Raw genomic sequence first — 22752 nt, 5'->3', positions numbered from 1 at the left:
GAATGTCTTCCCTGCTACGCGCTACCCTGATCACCCTGGCCCTGCTGACCACGGCTGGCTGCACCAGCAAACCGGTGCTCAACACCCAGCATGAGTTGCCGGCCACGAGCCAAGTCAGCGAAGAAAAAATGAAACAAGTGATCGTCGCCGCCCTGCAAAAACGCGAGTGGACGGTACAACGCCTGAGCCCGCAACTGGTGCAGGCCGAGATCACCGTGCGCGGCCAGTTCTACGCCGCCATCGACATCCGCTACACCCGCAACAGCTACGCCATCACCTACCGCGACAGCCGCGACCTGGGCTACAAGGACGGTAAGATCCATCGCAACTACAACCGTTGGGTGAGCATGCTGGATCGGGATATTCTGGCGGGGTTGCGCTCGGCCGGAATGCAGTAAGGCCAGAAACGACAAAGGGCGCCTTTCGGCGCCCTCTTCACAAACAGGTTGGCTTGTCATCGCCGCTTCCTGCCTGGCTCTGCGATGGCTGGTTACCCAGGATCCTCAGAGTCTCACAAGCCCCTTTCGGGAACTCGGGCAGTATGCCTGAAGCAACCGCACTCGGAAAAGACCGCCGATCAAATGTGGGAGCTGTCGAGCTTTAGCGAGGCTGCGATGCAGGCGCTGCGGTCTTTCAGATACAACGCGGTGATCCTTTCGCAGCCTCGCTAAAGCTCGACAGCTCCCACATCATTCTGCTTCGTTACGTAGACGCCCTACGCGTCAACAACTCCACAAACCCCTTCGCCATCGGTGTTTGCGCGCCCTTGCGCTGCACCAGCCACACCGCCGTCACTGCCTGCGGGTCGAGCAAGGTGCGATAGACCACGCCATCAATGCGGATGCGCTGGTAAGACGCCGGCAGCACCGATACCCCCAACCCCGCCGCCACCAGCCCAATGATGGTCATTGCTTCCCCTGCTTCCTGGGCAAAGTGCGGGCTGAACCCGGCGTCGCGGGCCAGGTTGAGCAATTGCGCGTACAGGCCGCTGCCGTAACTGCGCGGGAAGAACACAAAAGGCTCCTCGGCCAATTGCTCCAGGTGCAAGCCGCGCTCGCTGCCTTGCGCCAACGGGTGGCCGGCGCTCAGTACCGCGACTAATGGCTCGCGCATCAACTCGACCACGCTCAGTGAGTCGGGCAAGGGCAACGGCCGCATCAGCCCCACCTGAATCGACTCATCCACCAGCGACTCGGCCACTTGGGTGCTGCTCATTTCTTGCAGGTTCAGATGCACCGCCGGGAATGCCTGGCGGAAGGCAAAGATCGCCTGGGGAATGCTGGCGTTGAACGGCGCAGACGAGGTGAAGCCGATCTTCAATTCACCCAGTTCCCCCAACTGCGCACGCCGCGCCACATCCGCTGCCTTGTCGACCTGGGCCAGCACCAGCCGTGCCTCTTGCAGGAACAGGCGCCCGGCCTCGCTCAGCTCGACCCGACGATTGGTGCGCTCGAACAAGCGTGCGCCCAGCTCGAGTTCAAGCGCCTGGATCTGCTGGCTCAGGGGCGGTTGCGAGATGCCCAGCACCTGTGCGGCGCGGCCAAAGTGCAGTTCTTCAGCGACGGCGATGAAGTACCGCAGGTGACGTAATTCCATGCACACCTCATTAGGTCGTAGAACCTATCAAACAGGTCGAACAATATATTGGAAAGAATCATTAGCCAGCTATATTCTTTTTCGTATTGTCAGTCCTGGCAGACTTTCCTCCCCGAGGTCCCCCGTGAATCCTGCTGTTGCTCCACTTGCCCAACACACCACGCCCTCAGCCCTCGATGAGGTGGTGGCGCAGCTTAATGACGCGTACATCGAAAAAGGCACGCCGATGTTCATGCGCACCGTGCTGGCGCTGTTCTCCGGCGGGTTCGCCACCTTTGCGCTGTTGTATTGCGTGCAGCCGATGATGCCGGCGCTGTCCCATGAGTTTTCCATCAATGCGGCGCAAAGCAGCCTGATTCTGTCCGTCGCCACCGCAATGCTCGCCTGCGGCCTGCTGATCACCGGGCCGATATCCGACAGGCTGGGGCGCAAGCCGGTGATGGTTGCCGCGTTGTTCTGTGCGGCGCTGGCCACCATCGCCAGCGGCTTGATGCCGAGCTGGGAGGGCATCCTGTTGATGCGCGCACTGGTGGGCCTGTCCTTGAGCGGCCTGGCCGCCGTGGCCATGACCTACCTCAGCGAAGAGATCCACCCGCAGCACATCGGCCTGGCCATGGGCCTATACATCGGCGGCAACGCGATTGGCGGCATGAGCGGGCGCCTGATCATCGGCGTATTGATCGACTTCGTCAGCTGGCACACCGCAATGCTGATCATCGGTGCCCTGGCGTTGATCGCTGCCACGGTGTTCTGGAAGATCCTCCCCGAATCGCGCAACTTCCGCGCCAGCAGCCTCAAGCCGCGCAACCTGGTGGATGGCTTTGTCATGCACTTCAAGGACGCCGGCCTGCCATGGCTGTTTCTCGAAGCCTTCCTGCTGATGGGCGCCTTCGTGACGATGTTCAACTACATCGGCTATCGCCTGCTGGCCTCACCCTATGAACTGAGCCAGGCAGTGGTGGGCCTGCTGTCGCTGGTGTACCTCTCGGGCATCTACAGCTCGGCCAAGATCGGCTCCCTGGCCGACCGACTTGGCCGCCGCCGCGTGCTGTGGGCCACCATCGTGCTGATGCTCGCCGGCATGGCCCTGACCCTCTTCACACCGTTGTGGCTGGTGGTGCCGGGCATGCTGGTGTTCACCTTCGGCTTCTTCGGCGCCCACTCCGTGGCCAGCAGCTGGATCGGCCGCCGTGCGTTGAAAGCCAAGGGGCAAGCGTCGTCGCTGTATCTGTTCTGCTATTACGTGGGATCGAGTATTGCCGGGACGGCGGGCGGGTTTTTCTGGCACTTTGCCGGCTGGAACGGGATTGGCGGGTTTATCGTCGCGCTGCTGATTGGCGCGTTGCTGGTGGCGTTGAAGCTGGCGAAGTTGCCGCCACTGGGAAATATGCGGACCTGACGCAATTTGCTTTATGTGGGAGCGGGCTTGCTCGCGAATGCGGTGGTCTAGTCACGAATTTGTCGACTGACACTGCGCATTCGCGAGCAAGCCCGCTCCCACATTTGTTTTGTGTTCATCCATGAAAAAGCCCGGCTTCAAGCCGGGCTTTTTCGTCACTCGTGGTACTGCGCCGACAGTTCGTGCACTGCACGCAGGAACGCGCCGGCATGCTCCGGGTTCACTTCCGGGGTGATACCGTGGCCAAGGTTGAACACGTGGCCACTGCCTTTGCCGTAGCTAGCCAGGATGCGCCCGACTTCGGTACGGATCGCTTCCGGCTTGGCGTACAGCACGGTCGGGTCCATGTTGCCTTGCAGCGCCACCTGGTTGCCGACGCGACGGCGGGCTTCGCCGATATCGCAGGTCCAGTCCAGGCCCAATGCATCGGCGCCAGCATCGGCGATGCTTTCCAGCCACAGGCCGCCGCCCTTGGTGAACATGATCACCGGCACTTTACGGCCTTCATGCTCGCGGATCAGGCCGCTGACGATCTTGCGCATGTAGGCCAGGGAAAATTCCTGGTACGCCGCCGCCGACAGGTTGCCGCCCCAGGTATCGAAGATCTGCACCGCTTGCGCACCGGCCATGATCTGGCCGTTGAGGTAGGAGGTCACCGACTGCGCCAGCTTGTCCAGCAACAGGTGCATGGCTTGCGGGTTGTCGTAGAGCATGGCCTTGGTCTTGCGGAAGTCTTTCGACGACCCGCCTTCGACCATGTAGGTGGCCAGGGTCCATGGGCTGCCGGAGAACCCGATCAGCGGCACGCGGCCGTTGAGCTCGCGACGAATGGTGCTGACGGCGTCCATCACATAACCGAGGTCTTTGTGTGGATCAGGAATCGGCAGGGCTTCGATATCAGCGAGGGTGCTGACGACTTTCTTGAAGCGCGGGCCTTCGCCAGTTTCGAAGTACAGGCCTTGGCCCATGGCATCAGGGATGGTGAGGATATCGGAGAAGAGGATGGCCGCATCCAGTTGTGGATAGCGGTCCAGCGGCTGCATCGTGACTTCGCAGGCGAACGCAGGATTCATGCACAGGCTCATGAAATCGCCCGCATTGGCGCGACTGGCGCGGTATTCCGGCAGGTAGCGACCGGCTTGACGCATCATCCACACCGGGGTGACGTCTACGGGTTGCTTGAGCAGGGCACGAAGGAAACGGTCGTTCTTGAGGGCAGTCATGTCGGCATCCGCAAAAAAAGTGCGGGCATTTTCTCAGAGCGCGACGCAAAAGGCACGGAATGCGCCGTGCCTTTTGTCTATCGGGTCAATTTGTCGCGGTGTCTTGCGGTATGACAGACACCACCAAACCCTATCTGGAATGGGGTTTGTGTGGGAGCTGGCTTGCCTGCGATGGCGGTGGTGAATTCACTATCGCTATCGCAGGCAAGCCAGCTCCCACAGTTGACCGTGTTTCAAATCAGACTTGCAGGTAATCCAAGATCCCTTCGGCGGCATTGCGGCCTTCGAAGATCGCCGTCACTACCAGGTCAGAGCCGCGCACCATATCGCCACCGGCGAAGATTTTCGGGTTACTGGTCTGATGCTTGTACTGGCCTTGCTCCGGGGCTACCACGCGGCCCTGGCTGTCGGTCTGGATTTCGAACTGCTCGAACCAGGGCGCCGGGCTTGGGCGGAAGCCGAAGGCGATGACCACGGCGTCGGCCGGGATGATCTCTTCGGAACCCGGGATCGGCTCGGGGCTGCGACGGCCACGGGCATCCGGTTCGCCAAGACGGGTCTCGACCACCTTCACACCTTCCACACGGTCTTCACCGACGATGGCGATCGGCTGGCGGTTGTAGAGGAATTTCACGCCTTCTTCCTTGGCGTTCTTCACCTCTTTGCGCGAGCCGGGCATGTTGGCTTCGTCACGGCGATACGCGCAGGTCACCGACTTGGCGCCCTGGCGGATCGACGTGCGGTTGCAGTCCATCGCGGTGTCGCCACCGCCCAGTACCACGACCTTCTTGCCCTTCATGTCGACGAAATCTTCCGGCGACTTTTCAAAGCCCAGGTTGCGGTTGACGTTGGCGATCAGGAAGTCGAGCGCGTCATACACGCCCGGCAAGTCCTCACCGGCAAAGCCGCCCTTCATGTAGGTGTAGGTGCCCATGCCCATGAACACCGCATCGTATTCGGCGAGCAGTTGCTCCATGGTGATGTCTTTGCCGATCTCGGTATTGAGGCGGAACTCGATACCCATGCCGGTGAACACTTCACGACGGTGGCTCAGTACGGTTTTTTCCAGCTTGAATTCAGGGATACCGAAGGTCAGCAGGCCACCGATTTCCGGGTTCTTGTCGAACACCACCGGGGTCACGCCGCCACGCACCAACACGTCGGCACACCCCAGGCCCGCCGGGCCCGCGCCGATGATCGCGACGCGCTTGCCGGTCGGCTTGACCTTGGACATGTCCGGGCGCCAGCCCATGGCGAACGCGGTGTCGGTGATGTACTTCTCCACCGAACCGATGGTTACCGCGCCAAAACCGTCGTTGAGGGTGCAGGCACCTTCACACAAGCGGTCTTGCGGGCACACCCGGCCGCAGACTTCCGGCAGGGTGTTGGTCTGGTGCGACAGCTCGGCGGCGGCGAGGATGTTGCCCTCGGCCACCAGCTTGAGCCAGTTGGGAATGAAGTTGTGCACCGGGCACTTCCATTCGCAATACGGGTTACCGCACCCCAGGCAGCGGTGGGCCTGGTCGGCCGAGTGCTGGGGTTTGAAGGGTTCGTAGATTTCCACAAACTCTTTCTTGCGTTGACGCAACAGTTTCTTCTTCGGATCTTTGCGCCCGACATCGATGAACTGGAAGTCGTTATTCAGACGTTCAGCCATGTTAAAACCTCATCAAACTGTTCAGGCGCATATCACTGCGGGTTGGCACGGATGCTGGAAAGCAACGATTTCAGGTTGGCAGCCTTGGGCTTGACCAGCCAGAAACGACGCAGGTAATCATCGAGGTTCTCGGCGAGGTTACGACCCCATTCGCTGCCGGTCTCTTCGACGTACTCGTCCAGCACGTGCTGCAAGTGGTTCCGGTAGGACTCCATGGCTTCGCCGCTGATGCGCTGGATCTCGACCAACTCGTGGTTGACCTTGTCGACGAAAGTGTTGTCCTGGTCAAGCACGTAGGCGAAACCGCCGGTCATGCCCGAACCGAAGTTGTAACCGGTCTTGCCCAGTACCGCGACAAAGCCTCCGGTCATGTACTCGCAGCAGTGATCGCCCGTGCCTTCCACCACGGTGTGGGCACCGGAGTTACGCACGGCGAAACGCTCACCGGCAGTACCTGCGGCAAACAGCTTGCCACCAGTGGCGCCGTACAAGCAGGTGTTGCCGATGATGGCACTGTCCTGGGTCTTGTACACGCTGCCAGCCGGCGGGACGATGACCAGCTTGCCGCCGGTCATGCCCTTGCCCACGTAGTCGTTGGCGTCGCCTTCGAGGTACATGTGCAGGCCGCCGGCGTTCCACACGCCGAAGCTCTGGCCCGCAGTGCCCTTGAAGCGGAAGGTAATCGGCGCTTTCGCCATGCCCTGGTTGCCGTGCTTGCGCGCGATTTCACCGGAGATGCGAGCACCGATGGAACGGTCGCAGTTGCAGATATCCAGCGCGAATTCGCCACCGCTGACGTCGTTGATCGAGGAGCCGGCCATTTCGACCATTTTCTCGGCCAGCAGGCCTTTGTCGAACGGTGGGTTGCGGTCCACCTGGCAGAATTGTGGCTTGTCTGCCGGGATGTGATCGCTGCCCAACAGCGGCGTGAGGTCCAAATGTTGTTGCTTGGCGGTCTGGCCTTCGAGGATGTCCAACAGGTCGGTGCGACCGATCAGCTCTTCCAGCGAACGTACGCCCAGCTTGGCCAGCCACTCACGGGTTTCTTCGGCGACGTAGGTGAAGAAATTCACCACCATGTCGACGGTGCCGATGTAGTGATCCTTGCGCAGTTTTTCGTTCTGAGTCGCTACGCCGGTAGCGCAGTTGTTCAGGTGGCAGATGCGCAGGTATTTGCAGCCCAGGGCGATCATGGGCGCGGTGCCGAAGCCGAAGCTCTCGGCGCCGAGGATTGCGGCCTTGATCACGTCGAGGCCGGTTTTCAGGCCGCCGTCGGTCTGTACTCGCACCTTGCCGCGCAGGTCGTTGCCGCGCAGGGTCTGGTGGGTTTCGGCCAGGCCGAGTTCCCACGGTGCACCGGCGTACTTGATCGAGGTCAGCGGCGAAGCGCCGGTGCCGCCGTCGTAGCCGGAGATGGTGATCAGGTCGGCATAGGCCTTGGCCACGCCAGCGGCAATGGTGCCGACGCCAGCTTCTGCGACCAGTTTCACCGAGACCAGGGCCTGGGGGTTGACTTGTTTGAGGTCGAAGATCAGCTGCGACAAGTCTTCAATCGAGTAGATGTCATGGTGCGGCGGTGGCGAAATCAGGGTCACGCCCGGTACGGCGTAACGCAGCTTGGCGATCAAACCGTTGACCTTGCCGCCTGGCAGTTGACCACCCTCACCCGGCTTGGCGCCTTGGGCCACCTTGATCTGCAGCACCTCGGCATTCACCAGGTACTCCGGGGTCACACCGAAACGGCCGGTGGCCACCTGCTTGATCTTCGAGCTTTTGAGCGTGCCGTAGCGCGCTGGGTCCTCACCGCCTTCGCCGGAGTTGGAACGCGCACCCAGGCGATTCATGGCTTCGGCCAGGGCTTCGTGAGCTTCCGGCGACAAGGCGCCCAGGGAAATACCGGCGGAGTCAAAGCGCTTGAGGATCGACTCCAGCGGCTCGACTTCGGCGATATCCATCGGCGTGTCCAGGGTCTTCACCTTGAACAGGTCGCGGATCATCGACACCGGGCGGTTATCCACCAGGCTCGTGTATTCCTTGAATTTGGCGTAGTCGCCCTGCTGCACAGCGGCTTGCAGAGTGTTGACCACGTCGGGGTTGTAGGCATGGTATTCACCACCGTGCACGAACTTGAGCAGGCCACCTTGCTGGATCGGCTTGCGCGCGCTCCAGGCCTCCAAGGCCAGGGCTTTTTGCTCGGCTTCGATGTCGACGAAACGCGCACCCTTGATGCGGCTCGGCACGCCACGGAAGCTCAGCTCGCAGACTTCTTCGGACAGGCCGATGGCTTCGAACAACTGAGCACCACGGTACGAGGTGACCGTAGAGATACCCATCTTCGACAGGATCTTCAGCAGGCCCTTTGTGATGCCCTTGCGGTAGTTCTTGAACACCTCATAGAGGTCGCCCAGCACTTCACCGGTACGGATCAGGTCACCCAGCACTTCATACGCGAGGAACGGGTACACCGCCGAAGCGCCGAAACCGATCAGCACCGCAAAGTGATGCGGGTCGCGGGCGGTGGCGGTTTCCACGAGGATGTTGGAGTCGCAGCGCAGGCCTTTTTCGGTCAGGCGATGGTGCACCGCACCGGTCGCCAGGGACGCGTGGATCGGCAACTTGCCTGGCGCAATGTGGCGGTCGGTGAGTACGATCTGGGTACGACCGGCACGCACGGCTTCTTCAGCCTGGTCAGCAACGTTACGCACAGCCGCTTCAAGGCCGAGGCTCTCGTCGTAGTTCAGGTCGATGATCTGGCGGTCGAAGCCTGGACGCTCCAGGGTCATCAGCGAGCGCCATTTGGCCGGGGAAATGACCGGCGAGCTGAGGATCACGCGGGACGCATGCTCAGGCGATTCCTGGAAGATGTTGCGCTCGGCGCCGAGGCACACTTCCAGGGACATCACGATGGCTTCGCGCAGCGGGTCGATCGGTGGGTTGGTCACCTGGGCGAACTGCTGGCGGAAGTAGTCGTACGGCGTGCGCACGCGCTGGGACAACACGGCCATTGGCGTGTCATCGCCCATGGAGCCGACGGCCTCGTAGCCTTGCTCACCGAGCGGGCGCAGCACTTGGTCGCGCTCTTCGAACGTGACCTGATACATCTTCATGTACTGCTTGAGCTGGTCGACGTCATAGAAAGCCGAACCGTGGTCGTTGTCTTCCATGGTCGCCTGGATACGCAGGGCGTTCTTGCGCAGCCATTGCTTGTACGGGTGACGCGACTTCAAACGGTTGTCGATGGCGTCGGTGTCGAGGATCTGCCCGGTCTCGGTGTCCACGGCCAGGATCTGGCCGGGGCCGACACGGCCTTTGGCAATCACGTCTTCGGGCTTGTAGTCCCACACGCCGATTTCCGAAGCGAGGGTGATGAAACCGTTGGTGGTGGTCACCCAACGCGCCGGGCGCAAGCCGTTACGGTCGAGCAGGCACACCGCGTAGCGGCCGTCGGTCATGACCACGCCGGCCGGGCCGTCCCACGGTTCCATGTGCATCGAGTTGTACTCGTAGAACGCACGCAGATCCGGGTCCATGGTTTCGACGTTCTGCCACGCTGGCGGAATGATCATGCGCACGCCACGGAACAGGTCGATGCCGCCGGTAACCATCAGTTCGAGCATGTTGTCCATGCTGGAAGAGTCGGAACCCACACGGTTGACCAGCGGGCCGAGCTCTTCGAGGTCCATCAAATCGTTGGCGAACTTGGTGCGACGGGCCTGGGCCCAGTTGCGGTTGCCAGTGATGGTGTTGATCTCGCCGTTGTGGGCGAGGAAGCGGAATGGCTGGGCCAGCGGCCATTTCGGCAGGGTATTGGTGGAGAAGCGCTGGTGGAACACGCAGATTGCGGTTTGCAGGCGCTCATCGCTCAGGTCTGGATAGAAGGCGGTGAGGTCCGCCGGCATCATCAGGCCTTTATAAATGATGGTCTTGTGGGAAAAGCTGCAGATGTAATGGTCGGTGTCGGCGGCGTTGAGCACCGACGAACGACGACGGGACGTGAACAGCTTGATCGCCATGTCCTGGTCGCTCAGGCCATCGCCTGCGATGAACACTTGTTCGATCTGCGGCAGGCGCTCCAGGGCCAGGCGGCCGAGTACGCTGGTGTCGATGGGCACTTTGCGCCAGCCGACGATCTGCAGGCCGGCGGCGGCGATCTCGCGGTTCATGTTCTCGCGAGCGGCTTCGGCTTTTACCGGGTCCTGGTTGAAAAACACCATGCCCACGGCGTACTGCTTGGGCAGTTCAACCGCAAATTGCTCTTTGGCGACAGCGCGCAGGAACTGGTCGGGCTTTTGAATCAGCAAGCCACAGCCGTCACCGGTCTTGCCGTCGGCGTTGATCCCACCGCGGTGGGTCATGCAGGTCAGGGCCTCGATGGCCGTTTGCAAAAGGGTATGACTGGGTTCGCCCTGCATGTGGGCTATCAGGCCGAAACCGCAGTTATCCTTGAATTCATCGGGTTGGTACAGACCTGCTTTCATAGACACTTTCTCACCAGGCTGCCTCTTATATCGAGGCAAATTTCTTTTCAATTCAACCGGTTACCTTCCACGCCGAACGTACGCCGGCTTAGCGGGGGCAAAAGGGAGGTCATTGTACACACCGACACAGACGCTCACAAATTTAGCGACGAAATGTCGCAAATCTATGTCGCATTTATGAAAGGTTTAAAGCGATATGCTGTGCTAGTCAAAACTTTTTTAATTCTGACCGCTACGACTCAAAAGCTACTGTGACGCAGACACCACAAAGCGCGCGGCCTGTAAGGGCAGCACGCACTTGCGGATTTTTTTGAGGTGCCGGGAGGGCGGCCTGGGTAAGGCCGCCGGATCTTCAGCGAGTTGCTGCCAGTTCTTGTTGAACGCTGGCAACAGTGCGAGGCCAAGGTTTACCAGCCTGAACCTTCGCTGGCAAGGCCTTGATGGCAGAATCGGCTGCGGCGCGGCTTGGGAAGCTGCCGTAGGTGATCACGTAGAGAGGCTTGCCGTTGAGCACTTTCTTGAAATAACGGTACTGGCCGCCCTGCTCTTTGACGAACGCCTGGGCGTTGGCTTCGGAGCTGGTGCCGAGGATTTGCACCACAAAGTTACCGGTAGGCTGGCTGTTGTACCAGCTGCTGCCAGCAGCGCCGGCCTTGGCAACGGTGGCGGCTGGTTTTTCCGCAGGCTTGGCGGCCGGGGCTGGTTTGGCGGCTGGCGTCGGTGCGACAGGCTTGGTCACCGGAGCAGGCTTGGCGGTGGCAACGGTCGGCGCCGGAGTCGGAGCTGGCTTGGCGACCGGAGCAACCGGCGTCGCTGGCACACCGGCCGGTACGCCTGCAGGTGGCGCGGTGGTGGTCACGGTCGGCGGCGTGGCGCTGGAGCCTTCCACCGGCACGCCGTCGTCGCCTTCGGAGATGCCACCGGCTTCTTCGGCCAGCGGGCCGCGCATCACAGGTTGGCCGACCATCGGCAGGTTGGTCGGTTGGCCGGAGTTGGCAAACTCGACGTTTGGCGTGGGCTTGCCCAGTGGCAACTGCGCCTGTTCGGTTGGCGCGCCGGTGGTTGTCGGTGCTTTGTTGCGGCCCGGGATCAACCAGGCGGCGGCAACAGCGACCACGACAACGGCGGAAATAGCCAATACGTGCTTCTTAGGCATAGTGAACCCCATCTTTGGACGCTTGACCGCAGAGCGGCTGGCAATCATGGCTTCGATCATGGCATCGCGGGCAACCTGGTTGATGTTTCCAGGCCAGCCATCGGAGCTTTCGTGAATATCAGAGATCTGCGCAGCGGTGAAAAGTTCGATACCCGCCCCGGCTCCTTCAAGACGTTGCGCCAGGTATTCGCGGGTTTCTTCCTCTTCGTACGGCTGCAACTCGATGACGTGGAACAGCTCCTGCTCACCACTGATCTGCTCCAGATCGGCGATCAGCGACGACTCACCGAACAGGAACACATGCGGGCGACCTTCCGGCGTACCCGCCGCCAGCGCCAGCAGGGCTTCCAAGGCGGATTCGTCGAGCTGCTCGGCATCGTCTACCAGCAGGTAGACTTCCTGGCCGGTCAAGCCCAGTTGCACCACCTGCTTGAGAATCGCGTTCGGCTCAGCATTAGAGACGTCCAACGCCTGCGCTACCTGACGCAGTACGCCGGCCGCATCACCGGCACCGCGGGCCGATACCACCACGCTCTGCACCGATTGCTTGTTGGTGCTGGCCACCAGCGCCTGGCGCAGCAAGGTCTTGCCGCTGCCCAGAGGGCCGGTGACCACCAGCAGCAACTGGCTGTAGCGCGCGAGGTGATGCAACTGCCCTAGTACCGGCTTGCGCTGGGCGGGGAAGAATTTGAAACCCGGCACCCGTGGAGCAAAGGGGTCGTGGCTCAAGTGGTAATGGCCGAGGAACGCCTCGTCGGCATGCAAACTAGTCATCGGGTCTTATTAACCTTTGAGCTGGGCCAGGGCGCGGTAATCCGCTCCCAGCGTGGCCTGTAGAATCTCTTTTGGATAATCGTCGGTCACCACGGCTTCGCCCATGTGGCGCAGCAGTACCAGTCGAAGTCGACCGTCGATCACTTTCTTGTCTATCGCCATATGTTCAAGGAAATCCGCCTCGGTCATCTCCGTGGGCGGAACAACCGGCAAACCGGCGCGCTGGAACAGGCGGATACCGCGATCACGCTCTTGGGCGCTGATCCAGCCCAAGCGCTGCGACATGTCCAATGCCATTACCGTGCCAGCCGCTACGGCTTCCCCATGCAACCACACACCATAGCCCATGTGCGTTTCGATCGCATGGCCGAAGGTGTGGCCCAGGTTCAGCGTGGCCCGCACACCGGACTCGCGCTCGTCGGCATTGACTACCAGCGCCTTGGCCGTGCATGAGCGGGAAATCGCCTCGGTAAGCGCCACCTGGTCGAGGCCGCGCAAGGCGTCCATATGTTCTTCCAGCCAGGTCAGGAACGGCTCATCGCAAATCAGGCCGTACTTGATGACTTCCGCCAGGCCCGCCGACAGCTCGCGCGGCGGCAAGGTGTTGAGGGTAGCGGTGTCGATAAGCACAGCCTGAGGCTGGTAGAACGCGCCGACCATGTTCTTGCCCAGCGGGTGGTTGATACCGGTCTTGCCGCCCACCGACGAATCGACCTGGGACAGCAAGGTGGTCGGCACCTGGATAAAATCCACGCCGCGCTGGTAGCAGGCCGCGGCAAAACCGGCCATGTCGCCAATCACCCCGCCGCCCAGGGCGACCACAGTGGTTCGACGGTCATGGCGTGCGGTCAGCAGGCCATCAAAGATCAGTTGCAGGGTTTCCCAGTTTTTGTGGGCTTCGCCGTCAGGCAACACCACGGAGATCACCGAGTACGCCGCCAGGCTGCGGCTCAAACGCTCAAGATACAGCGGCGCGACCGTTTCGTTGGAGATGATCGCCACCTGTCGGCCGGCAATATGCGGCGCAAGCAGTTCGGGCTGGTCCAACAGACCTGCGCCAATGTGGATCGGGTAGCTGCGCTCGCCTAGATCGACCTTAAGTGTCTGCATGTGTCCCCGCGTTGAAGATGTATTGACGACCGGCACTGTCGATATCTCGACACCGCCTGGTGGCTCTACGCCATACCTTACAGGGTGATGGCGCGCCGCCGAGAATAGCGCATTTCTGGCCAGGCTTTAACGGGGTGGCAACCGTTGCAGGCGCTCAAGGATGTCGAGCACGACCATCCGAGGTGGCCGTTCATCGGTTTCCACCACCAGATCGGCGATTTCCCGATACAGCGGATCGCGCAGCGCCAGCAGGTCCCGCAGGGTTTTGGCCGGGTCGGCGGTGCGCAGCAACGGGCGATTGCGATCACGGGCGGTACGGCCCACCTGCTGCTCGACCGACGCGTGCAAATACACCACCCGACCACCGGCATGCAGCGCCCGACGGTTTTCATCGCGCATGACAGCGCCACCGCCGGTTGCCAATACCACGCCATCGCAGCCGCACAGCTCGGCAATCATCGCCTGCTCGCGGTCACGAAAGCCCAGCTCGCCTTCTTTATCGAAGATCCATGGGATATTGGCACCCGTGCGCAATTCAATTTCCTTGTCGGAATCTTTGAACGGCAGGCGCAGCTCTTTGGCCAGCAAACGGCCGATGGTGCTTTTTCCAGCCCCCATCGGCCCTACAAGAATCAAATTTCGCACAGAATCAACGACTCACAGCAATCGCCTGGTTATTCATGATACGCGGAGTCAGGAATACCAGCAGCTCGGATTTTTTCTCCGCCAGCACATCGCGCCGGAAAAGGCGGCCAAGATACGGCACATCGCCCAAAAATGGCACTTTATCTACCACTTTGCTTTGGGTGTTGGAGAAAACCCCGCCAATGACGATGGTCTCGCCATCCCTGACCAGAACCTTGGCGTTGACCTCGTTTTTCTTGATCGGCGGCACGTCATTGAGGCGGTTCAGGTAGTCGGGCTCATCCTTGGTGACCTTGACCGCCATGATCACATGGTCGTCGGGGGTGATTTGCGGCGTGACTTCAAGCGACAGCGAAGCCTCTTTGAACGACACCGAGGTGGCACCCTGGGAGGTGGATTCCTGGTAAGGAATCTCCGTGCCCTTGAGGATGCGTGCAGTCTCTTTGTCGGAGGTGACGACCTTGGGCTGCGAGACGATCTCGCCGTTGCCAGTTTTTTCCATGGCGGTCAGCTCAAGGTCCAGCAACAGGTTGTCGGTGATGTAGGCGATCCCCAGGCCCGAGGTTCCGGCCAGCGACCCCAAGTCGACAAAGGGTGAGCTGGGCGGGTTTTGCGGCGGCTCGGCGCCGTCTGCCTGCGGCTTGGCAATACCGCCAACGCCGCCGTTGCCACGGGTAAGCCGTCCACCCCAGCGCACGCCCAGGCTTTTGTCGTAGTCGACATTGGCCTCCACAATCCGCGCCTCGATCATGACCTGGCGTACCGGGATATCCAGCTGCGCCACGATGCGCCGCAGCTCTTCGAGCCGCTCGCCAGTCTGGTAGGCGATGATGTTGTTGGTGCGGTCATCCACCGCCACCGAACCGCGCTCATCGGTGGCGCCCTCAAAGCCGGTCACCGACTGAAACAGCTTGGCCAGGTCGGCGGCCTTGGCGTAATTGACCTGCAGCAGCTCCCGCCGCAAGGGCGCGAGCTCAGCCATCTGCTTGCGCGACTCCAGCATCAACAGCTCTCGGGCAGCCAATTCATCGGCGGGCGCCACCAGCAACACACCCGCCTTGACTCGCTTGTCCAAGCCCTTGGTTTGCAACACCAGGTCCAGCGCCTGGTCCCACGGCACATCCTTGAGCCGCAAGGTGATCGAGCCCTGCACCTCATCGCTGGTCACCAGGTTGAGCCCAGCGACATCAGCGATTTGCTGCAATACCGCGCGCAGGTCGATGTCCTGGAAGTTCAGAGTCAGTTTGGCGCCTGTATAGCTGACCGACAAGGCACTGTCGGGCGGCGGCAGTTGGATCAGGTCCAGGCGATTGGGCACAGCAGCAGCCATCGGTGCCGTGAACGCTATCCATAGCGCCACACCGAAGGACAAGAAGGTCCTTTTCATTGTTTGATTCCGTTATGAGTTGACGTTCAGCACAAGGGTTCGCGGGCGTTCCAGCCAGGCACCCTGTCCATCGGGAAACAGCTCCACCAGCTCGACAGCAGCGTCTTGAATGGCCGTGACCTGGCCATGGTCCGGCCCCAAATAATCACCCACCGCCAGCCGATACACCCTGGCCCCAGCCCGCAGTAAGGCAAAGGCCTGCGCACCACGGGACAACGTGCCGACCATTTCGAACTGTTCGAGACGCATACCCTCCAACAGTCCCCGTGGCCGGGTGAAATCCGGGGCAAGGGCCGGGCGGCCCGGAACGTGGGCTGCCTGCAAGGCGGGCGGCGTGAACGGGTCGCGCAAGGGCGAGGGCTCGTAGACAAACAGCGGCCCTGGGTCGAGCACCTGACGGGCCTTGCCGTTTTGCAGGGTGCTGCGATAGGTCTTGGCGAGCATGTTCAGACGTAACAAGGCGCCCTGATGCCCAAGCGTAACGTCCTGCACGGTGACTACCCGAGGCAACCCACCCAAGGCACTGACAAATGTCGCCAGGTCGTGGTAAGCCCCGGAGGCGCTTACCTGCATGGGTTGTTCGATATAAAGCTGCCGAGGCGCTTCATCCAGCACGGTGATGCCTTCGACCCACACCCCATGGGCAGCCGCCAGCCGGGCGATGTCTTCCAACACGGCAGGCACCTCGGACTCGCCGGGTAATTGCCCTAGAAGGCTGGCAATCTGGCCTTCCATGCTCCGGACCTGCCGGGTGCGCAGCTCAAGGCTCGCGGCCAGGCCGGTCTTTTCTGTGAGTTGCTGCTGCAGCGCCTGCTCCCGCGCCTCAAGCCCGTGCAATCGCTCCCGCTGCGGCCCCCCATGCGAAACCTCGCCTATCACCAGCACCAGGCCGGCCAGCGCACAGCCAAGCAGCACCTTGCCCGGCAGGGACCATTTAGCAGCGTTGTAAGAGAGCGTGGAAAAATCGAGCCTGGGCAGGCTCATGGTTGCGCCTCGCTGGATTCTCCCTGGCGCACCATCAGCTGAAATTCACTTTCGCCGCGCGCACCTTCGGCCTGCACGCGCTGCAGACGGGTTGAACTGGAACCGTGGGTTGGCTTGAGCTGCTGCATCAAACGGGCGATATCCTGGTTGCTTTCAGCCGTGCCGCGAATGCTGATGGTGTCGCCGTTCGCAACCACCTCATGCAGATGGACACCTTCAGGCACCGCGCGAGCCAATTGCTCGAACAATCGGGCCCCGGAAGAGCGGGCATCGTGCAGGTCCTGAACCACCTTCATGCGTTCGGCCAGTTGCTGGCTTCGCTCCTGCAAATCGTCAATGGTCCTGATCCGCGAGTCCTGGGTGGCGATGTGCTCTTCCAGGCGGCTGTTGCGGCTTACCTGCCGGTCTATCGCCTGGTCGATCACTTGATCAGCCAACCACAGTGCCGCGAGCGCCACGCAGGCAAACGCCAGCAATAGCACCAACAGGTATTTGCGCCTGCGCTCCGCCAGGGCCTGGCGCCAAGGCAAAAGATTGATTCGTGTCATCCAGCGAAACTCCTCAGGGCCAGCCCGCAAGCCACTCCCATCCCTTGGGCCTCCAAGGCCCATTGTGCACCATCGACTCTATGACCCGGCGTGAAGCTGGCAAAATCCTGAAGGCAAGCGCGCTGCAATGCAAACCCTTCTACATCGACCACCCGCGGCACCAGCCCCGCCAGGGCCAAAACCGCCTCGCGCGCTTCGACCTGCTCGCGCAGGCACGCCACCAGCATCACCTCCACCCACTGTGGGCCTTGAGCCGATGGCCCTTGAACCTGAAAGTCGATGGCCACTTCATCCAATGGATAAGGGATGAACTGGTCGGCTTCCATCTGGATCTTCCAGGCCATTTCCTCATCGCTCAGACCCGCGTCCATTTCGATCAACCGGGTAATCACCGAAGGGCCTGCAACCGCCACGGCGGCGTACCGGGCCGAGGAACCCAAGCGCGAGAGCGCCTGTTGCAGCGCCCGGCCCACACCCTCAAGGTCCAGCAGAGTGCCGTCGACCATCGCGTGGGGCGCCAGCACTTGTGTGGCGTAACCCTGGACGCTGAAACCGCCGGATGAACGGCCCAGCTCGATCAGCTTGATGCCGCTGTCATTGATATCGACCCCCAACACCGTGTCGACTTTTCGCCTGAAAAATCCCTTTCCCATAAAACTCCCCAAAACTTTCCCTGTCATACCGGCTGTCATCTCGCCTGATTGCTGCCAGGCACCTTGCATTCGGTCGGCTTGTTCAAGGCTCGCGAATGACGCCCTAAGCCGAAAAATGCTTTAATGCCCAGCGTTTTTTCCCGCTTTTTATCTGCTGCCCGGGTCGATCCATCGTTTGCCATGCATGCCCCGACGCGTAACTCTTTCTTTTCTCTGGAAATCCAAAAGCCTTGATTCGTCTGCTGAAGTTTTTCGGGTACTCCATTGTCGCCATCGTCTGCGGGCTGCTGCTCGTATTCAGCGGGGCCTACCTCTACCTTAGTCCGGGTTTGCCCTCCGTAGAGGCCCTCAGAAGTATCCAGTTGCAGATTCCTTTGCGGGTCTACAGCAGCGATGACAAGTTGATCGCGGAGTTCGGCGAAATGCGCCGTACACCGATCCGTTTCGCCGACATTCCACCCAATTTCATCAGCGCCTTGCTGTCTGCCGAAGACGATAATTTCGCCAACCACTACGGCGTAGACCCCAGCAGCCTGGTGCGTGCAGCCACGCAGTTGGTAAAAAGCGGACACATTCAATCGGGCGGCAGCACCATCACCATGCAGGTGGCGAAGAACTTCTTCCTCACCAGCGAGCGCAGCTTTTCCCGCAAGGCCACCGAAATCCTGCTGGCACTGCAGATCGAACGCCAGCTGACCAAGGATGAAATCCTCGAGCTGTACGTCAACAAAATCTACTTGGGCAACCGCGCCTACGGCATCGAGGCCGCGTCCCAGGTCTACTACGGCAAGTCGATTCGTGACGCCAGCCTGGCGCAGATGGCCATGATTGCTGGCCTGCCCAAGGCACCTTCGCGCTTCAACCCGCTGGCCAACCCGGCGCGCAGCAAAGAGCGCCGCGACTGGATCCTGGGCCGCATGTACAAGCTGGGCAAGATCGACCAGGCCGCTTATGAAAGCGCCGTGGCCGAGCCGCTGAACGCCAGCTATCACGTGCCGACGCCGGAAGTGAATGCGCCCTATATCGCTGAAATGGCCCGCGCCGAGATGGTTGGCCGTTATGGCAGCGAGGCCTACACCGAAGGTTTCCGCGTGACCACGACGGTACCGAGCAACTTGCAGGAAATCGCCAACCATTCGGTACATGAAGGCCTGATCACTTATGACCAGCGTCACGGCTACCGTGGTCCCGAGTCGCGCCTGCCCGGCAAGACCCTGAGTGCCTGGACCACCGAATTGGGCAAACAGCGCTCGATCAGCGGCCTGGACCCGGCCATCGTTACCCAGGTATCGAAAGACGGTATCCAAGTGCTGACCCGCTCTGGCGAAGCCCATGTAGCTTGGGACAGCATGAAGTGGGCACGCCCGTTCCTGAACACCAACAGCATGGGCCCGATGCCCAAGCAGCCATCCGACGTAGCCCAGGTGGGTGATTTGATCCGCGTGCAACGCCAGAAGGATGACAGCCTCAAATTCAGCCAGGTGCCGATCGCCCAGGGCGCCCTGGTGTCCCTGGACCCGCAGAACGGTGCGATCCGCGCGCTGGTCGGCGGTTTTGCCTTTGAGCAGAGCAACTATAACCGCGCCACCCAGGCCAAGCGCCAGCCGGGCTCCAGCTTCAAGCCGTTCGTCTACAGTGCCGCGCTGGACAACGGCTACACCGCCGCCAGCCTGGTCAACGACGCGCCAATCGTGTTTGTCGATGAATACCTGGACAAGGTCTGGCGGCCGAAGAATGACACCAACACGTTCCTTGGCCCGATCCGCATCCGCGAGGCGCTGTACAAGTCGCGCAACCTGGTGTCGATCCGCCTGCTGCAGGCGATGGGCGTAGGCAAGACCATCGACTACATGACGCGCTTTGGCTTCGCCAAGTCGGACCTGCCGCCGAACCTGTCCCTGGCCCTGGGCACCGCAACCCTCACGCCGATGGAAATCGCCACCGGCTGGAGCACCTTTGCCAACGGCGGCTACAAGATCGCGCCTTACCTGATCGACAAGATCGAAAGCCGCAATGGCGACACCCTGTTCACTGCCAACCCGCCACGGGTACCGGGTGATGTGGTCAATGGCGTGGCCGCAACCGACGGTCTCGCGGCCCCGGCTAACGACGGTATTACCATCGAGCCGACGCCAGGCACGCCGTCGGCCGCAAACGCCAGCGCACCGGCCGAACCGCAAGCGCCAGCGGTTGCCGAGCGCATTGTGGATGGCCGTACCACCTATATTCTCAATAGCATCCTGCAGGACGTGATCAAGAAAGGCACCGGCCGCCGCGCATTGGCCCTGGGCCGTGCGGATATCGCTGGCAAGACCGGTACCACCAACGAGTCCAAGGACGCCTGGTTCTCTGGCTACAACGGCGACTACGTGACCACCGTGTGGACCGGCTATGACCAACCGGAAAGCCTGGGCCGCCGCGAATTCGGTGGCACCGTCGCCCTGCCGATCTGGATGAGTTACATGGGCGCCGCCCTCAAGGACAAGCCGCTGCACACCCAGCCGGAGCCGGAAGGCATCCTCAGCCTGCGCATCGACCCGATCAGTGGCCGTGCGGCCTCGCCGAGCACGCCGAATGCGTACTTCGAGCTGTTCAAGAGCGAAGACACACCGCCGTCGGTCAACGAACTGGGCAACGGCGCAGTGCCGGGCAGCCCACTACCAGCGGATGAAGGCGCGCCGATCGACCTGTTCTGACGGCTTTGCGGCCTGGAGCAAGTCCTAATGCCAGTCAGTGAAGGCTTTTTGTAGGAGCGAGCTTGCTCGCGAAAAATTCACAGGCGCCGCGTTCATTCAGGAAGTACGCGTTATCGTTGACGTTTTTCGCGAGCAAGCTCGCTCCTACATAGGGTGGATCTGCACAGGCCTCGTGAATCGCCAGCCACAAAAAAGCCCCGACTGATCACTCAGCCGGGGCTTTTTGTTGGTGCGCTATAACGGCTTAGCCGTTGAACACATCATCCACGCTCTGCAGCGGGTAGTTCTTTGGATACGGCAGGGTAGCCACGCCAGTCTCGATAGCGGCCTTGGCCACGGCATCGGAGATCAGGGTGATCAGGCGCTTGTCCATTGGTTTTGGAATGATGTACTCACGACCGAACTCCAGCTTGGCGCCACCGTAGGCGTCGCACACGTCCTGAGGTACCGGCAGCTTGGCCAGTTCACGCAGGGCGTTGGCGGCAGCCACTTTCATTTCTTCGTTGATGCGCTTGGCGCGAACGTCCAGGGCACCACGGAAGATGAACGGGAAGCCCAATACGTTGTTGACCTGGTTCGGGTAGTCCGAACGGCCAGTGGCCATGATCACGTCGCTGCGAGTGGCGTGGGCCAGCTCAGGAGAGATTTCCGGATCCGGGTTCGAGCAGGCGAACACGATAGGGTTCGGCGCCATGGATTTGAGGCCTTCAGCGCTCAGCAGGTTCGGGCCGGACAGGCCAACGAACACGTCCGCACCGTCGAGGGCGTCAGCCAGGGTGCGCTTGGAGGACGGATGGGCAAACATCGCCTTGTACTGGTTCAGATCGGTACGCTCGGACTGGATCACGCCCTTGCTGTCGACCATATAGATGTTTTCCAGCTTAGCGCCCATGCTGATGATCAGCTTCATGCAGGAAATGGCCGCGGCACCGGCGCCCAGGCAGACGATTTTCGCCTCGCCCAGGGTTTTGCCAGCAATTTCCAGGGCGTTGATCATGCCGGCTGCGGTAACGATCGCAGTGCCGTGCTGGTCATCGTGGAATACCGGAATGTCGCACTGCTCGATCAGGGCCTTTTCGATCTCGAAGCACTCAGGCGCCTTGATGTCTTCCAGGTTGATGCCACCGAATGTGATGGAAATTCGCTTGACGGTGTCGATGAACGCCTGCGGGCTTTCGGAATCGACTTCGATGTCGAAAACGTCGATACCGGCAAAGCGCTTGAACAGCACGCCCTTGCCTTCCATGACTGGCTTGGAAGCCAATGGGCCGAGGTTACCCAGGCCAAGAATCGCGGTGCCATCGGAAATCACTGCAACCAGGTTGCCTTTGCCGGTGTACTTGTACGCCAGCTCTGGGTCACGGGCGATTTCACGTACGGGTTCGGCAACACCAGGGCTGTAGGCCAGCGACAGGTCGCGGGCAGTGGCAGTGGCTTTGGTGAGCTCTACACTCAGCTTTCCTGGACGAGGATTGGCATGGTATTCGAGAGCGGCAGTTTTCAAATCAGACATATCGGCATTCCGCTTTTACTGTTGGTCGACGGACCGCCGAGGATACGCGTGTCGTAAAGTCCCTACAAGACTGGGCAGTCACAGGTGTCAAGGGCCCTGGGCTACGACTTTTGGCCAAGAGCCACGGGATACAAGGGCTCAACTGTTCACAATCGAAATAAAAAATGTCTACAATTTTTTATTCAAAGCGCCGATTTCAGCATGCCGGGATCGGTTATTGGCAACAGCCAGCGTGCTTGGCCTTTTTTCTGGCCGCCACGGCGGGCACGATCCTGCACCCAACCGCGCGCCTCAAGGGTGCGGCCTTGTAGACCATCGAGCATGGCCGTATCGAATTGGCTGATCAGCTCAGGGGCAATGCGTAATACCAGTGAACCCTGCAGTTCAATCCAGATTCCGCCGCGATTACGCTCGACCTTGCTGACCTGGCCGGTCACCAGCGCAAACCCGGAGCGCTTGAGCTTCGCCACACTTTGCACCGGCGATTGGCGCCACAGACCAAGCCGTGCATGGCGGGCGCTGTTTTCGGCCGCCTGCTGGCAGGCAACCAGGTCAACATTCGGCGCCACGCCCACTTGGTACCCCAAGCCCTCGGCCAGCAGTTGCGCCTCCAGGTTCTCGCCATTGGCGCCGTAGAGGTGAGCCAGGGTGCGCCCGTAATGATCTTTGCCTTCACGCCCCGGCACCAGGCCGACACGCCCATCGCTAGCCTTTACCAACGCCTGCAGACGCTGGCGCGCGGCGACGGCAAATGGCTCGTCTGGGCGGCCCTTCTTGCCGGTTTCCGGTGCGTTGAGGCCGATCATGCGCACGCTGCGACCGTCCTTGAGGCGCACTGTGTCGCCATCCACCACACGCTGCACCTCAACGCGGGCGATGGCTGACGGGGCGGGGCAGAATGCATCGGCCTGAGCAGTCGCCAGCCAAACCCCA

At 61.1% G+C, this 22752-nt stretch carries 16 protein-coding genes; 3 read left to right on the top strand and 13 right to left on the bottom strand.

The window, feature by feature from the left end; translation table 11 throughout:
• Positions 1-2: 2 nt before the first annotated feature.
• Positions 3-398: a hypothetical protein gene (locus tag ODQ19_RS08525; RefSeq protein WP_032893934.1), complete on the top strand. Its 396-nt coding sequence runs from the start codon at positions 3-5 to the stop codon at positions 396-398.
• 304 nt (positions 399-702) lie between these two features.
• Here the strand turns inward: ODQ19_RS08525 and ODQ19_RS08520 are convergent, their stop codons facing one another.
• The gene (locus ODQ19_RS08520) at positions 703-1596 is read right to left on the bottom strand and encodes a LysR family transcriptional regulator (protein ID WP_330209794.1); all 894 of its coding nucleotides are present in this window, start codon (positions 1594-1596) and stop codon (positions 703-705) included.
• 181 nt (positions 1597-1777) lie between these two features.
• Between ODQ19_RS08520 and ODQ19_RS08515 the strand changes: the two genes are divergently transcribed.
• Positions 1778-2995, top strand: a complete 1218-nt coding sequence (locus tag ODQ19_RS08515; protein WP_442962733.1) for an MFS transporter — start codon at positions 1778-1780, stop codon at positions 2993-2995.
• 155 nt (positions 2996-3150) lie between these two features.
• Here ODQ19_RS08515 and hemE read toward each other — a convergent pair whose 3' ends face one another.
• The 10 genes from hemE to pilM all read right to left on the bottom strand — a co-directional run bounded on the left by hemE (position 3151) and on the right by pilM (position 17610).
• Entirely contained in the window at positions 3151-4218 is a 1068-nt protein-coding gene (gene hemE, locus ODQ19_RS08510) for a uroporphyrinogen decarboxylase (protein WP_330209792.1), read from the bottom strand.
• A gap of 238 nt (positions 4219-4456) precedes the next feature.
• Positions 4457-5875 carry an FAD-dependent oxidoreductase gene (locus ODQ19_RS08505; protein WP_003187920.1) on the bottom strand — a complete coding sequence of 473 codons (1419 nt, stop codon included), beginning with the start codon at positions 5873-5875 and terminating at the stop codon, positions 4457-4459.
• A 32-nt stretch (positions 5876-5907) separates the two neighbouring features.
• Positions 5908-10353, bottom strand: coding sequence for a glutamate synthase large subunit (gltB, locus tag ODQ19_RS08500; protein ID WP_330209791.1), 4446 nt, complete (start codon positions 10351-10353; stop codon positions 5908-5910).
• Between the two features lie 352 nt (positions 10354-10705).
• A complete protein-coding gene (locus tag ODQ19_RS08495) occupies positions 10706-12283 on the bottom strand; it encodes an SPOR domain-containing protein (protein ID WP_330209790.1) in 1578 nt (525 codons plus the stop codon).
• A 9-nt stretch (positions 12284-12292) separates the two neighbouring features.
• Entirely contained in the window at positions 12293-13393 is a 1101-nt protein-coding gene (aroB, locus tag ODQ19_RS08490) for a 3-dehydroquinate synthase (protein WP_330209789.1), read from the bottom strand.
• A gap of 126 nt (positions 13394-13519) precedes the next feature.
• Positions 13520-14038, bottom strand: coding sequence for a shikimate kinase AroK (aroK, locus tag ODQ19_RS08485; RefSeq protein WP_003187914.1), 519 nt, complete (start codon positions 14036-14038; stop codon positions 13520-13522).
• A 4-nt stretch (positions 14039-14042) separates the two neighbouring features.
• Entirely contained in the window at positions 14043-15368 is a 1326-nt protein-coding gene (locus tag ODQ19_RS08480; RefSeq protein ID WP_116666195.1) for a type IV pilus secretin PilQ, read from the bottom strand.
• A 69-nt stretch (positions 15369-15437) separates the two neighbouring features.
• A complete protein-coding gene (locus ODQ19_RS08475; protein ID WP_330209788.1) occupies positions 15438-16409 on the bottom strand; it encodes a pilus assembly protein PilP in 972 nt (323 codons plus the stop codon).
• Positions 16406-16957, bottom strand: a complete 552-nt coding sequence (locus ODQ19_RS08470) for a PilN domain-containing protein (RefSeq protein WP_073524717.1) — start codon at positions 16955-16957, stop codon at positions 16406-16408. Before ODQ19_RS08470 ends, ODQ19_RS08475 begins: the two co-directional genes overlap by 4 nt.
• Positions 16954-17610, bottom strand: coding sequence for a type IV pilus assembly protein PilM (gene pilM, locus ODQ19_RS08465; protein WP_330209787.1), 657 nt, complete (start codon positions 17608-17610; stop codon positions 16954-16956). Before pilM ends, ODQ19_RS08470 begins: the two co-directional genes overlap by 4 nt.
• Positions 17611-17843: 233 nt before the next feature.
• Here pilM and ODQ19_RS08460 point away from each other — a divergent pair, with 233 nt between their 5' ends.
• Complete coding sequence (locus tag ODQ19_RS08460) at positions 17844-20306, top strand: penicillin-binding protein 1A (protein WP_371921541.1); 2463 nt, start codon at positions 17844-17846, stop codon at positions 20304-20306.
• Positions 20307-20550: 244 nt separating this feature from the next.
• Here ODQ19_RS08460 and ODQ19_RS08455 read toward each other — a convergent pair whose 3' ends face one another.
• Together ODQ19_RS08455 and ODQ19_RS08450 are read right to left on the bottom strand one after the other, a co-directional pair.
• The gene (locus tag ODQ19_RS08455; RefSeq protein WP_014716577.1) at positions 20551-21819 is read right to left on the bottom strand and encodes a malic enzyme-like NAD(P)-binding protein; all 1269 of its coding nucleotides are present in this window, start codon (positions 21817-21819) and stop codon (positions 20551-20553) included.
• A gap of 182 nt (positions 21820-22001) precedes the next feature.
• A partial coding sequence (locus ODQ19_RS08450) for a thermonuclease family protein (protein WP_330209786.1) occupies positions 22002-22752 on the bottom strand: 751 nt, incomplete at its 5' end.

The organism is Pseudomonas sp. AM4(2022) (genome assembly GCF_036346515.1).
Lineage (GTDB): Bacteria > Pseudomonadota > Gammaproteobacteria > Pseudomonadales > Pseudomonadaceae > Aquipseudomonas > Aquipseudomonas paracarnis.
The sequence above is the reverse complement of the archived record's forward strand: the minus strand, read 5'-3'. Positions and strand labels throughout refer to the sequence as shown.